Annotated in this window: 1 protein-coding gene and 1 pseudogene; one reads left to right on the forward strand and one right to left on the reverse strand. The window is 47.7% G+C overall.

Annotated elements, in window-relative coordinates:
- A partial coding sequence (locus BN2154_RS16150; RefSeq protein WP_207641535.1) for a hypothetical protein occupies nucleotides 1-241 on the forward strand: 241 nt, incomplete at its 5' end.
- Nucleotides 242-771: 530 nt separating this feature from the next.
- Here the strand turns inward: BN2154_RS16150 and BN2154_RS15925 are convergent.
- Nucleotides 772-1,075: pseudogene (locus BN2154_RS15925) on the reverse strand (hypothetical protein); the annotation flags it as partial.

Consider the following 1,075-nt stretch of genomic DNA (forward strand, 5'->3'; position numbering starts at 1 on the left):
TCGGATAAGGTTCCCTTTTCTGCCGAAGCTGGTAATCATCCGAAACATGGTGTTGATGCGCGGCACTGATGTCACATTTCACAGCACCTCTTCAAATGGATCTAGCAGCGGGAATGCCAAAAATACCGCAATCTGGACTGAGACCGGGGTGGAATGGTACTGCTCTCAGTCCTACCAGCCCAGCGCCGCTTCCCAGATGAATGCGGAGGGAGTTGTCTATAACTACCTGGCAATCGGATAATCAGCCGAGGGCAATGTAGTGGTAGGTTGTACCATCGTAATTGAGCTGATTGTCCCCAGAGTCTACAGCGTACCAGGAGAGCGAAATGTCCGCCCATGTTGCGTACAGGAACGTGGCTGCGTAATTTGTGCTCTGTGTGATCTTCACGCCATGGCCGTCTCGAACGAATATGCCGATAACCGACTTGGTATTCGATGCCTCGCGGCCGCGTGACACGACTACAAGAGCGGGCGAAAAAGGGAACCTTATCCCAGCACGAGGCACTTGTAGACCTCACCCTATTGCAAAAAAGTGATATATTCCATCTTTCAAGTTAAGCTGATAGTTCGCATCTTTTGTACTGTAAAACGATAAGGCATTTCCATTCCATGTGAGATTGACGTAATTATCGTTGCTGTACGCTACTGGTTGTACGATAAGTCTACCTTTAGACATCCCTCTAATCCATGGCCCACTAATAAGTGGTTGGCTGGATGCTGAGTTTATTTCGTGAATAGTTATCATTACAATCTGTGGAGAAAAATCGAACCTTATCCGAGAATCGCATAGTAGTACACGGTACCGGAAACATTGCATTGGTAGTTTATTCCGTCGTTGGGACGGCTCCCTGTATAATCATAGTACCAGGTGAAGGTCTTCCCATCAGAACTCTTCTTTCCGTAGTTGTTGGAGCTATAATAATTGGACAGGCCAAAGCCTTTTTGATATGCCGTCGTCAGCATGTTGGCATAGACCAGATAGCCACCATAGCTGTAGGAGCCAAGCGCCGCACTATATTCTCCATTCTCGTTCTTACTCCCCAGCAGCATAATCAGCTTCGGCAGAAAAGGGAAC

Origin of the sequence: Intestinimonas massiliensis (ex Afouda et al. 2020) (genome assembly GCF_001244995.1) — a bacterium.
Lineage (GTDB): Bacteria > Bacillota > Clostridia > Oscillospirales > Oscillospiraceae > Intestinimonas > Intestinimonas massiliensis.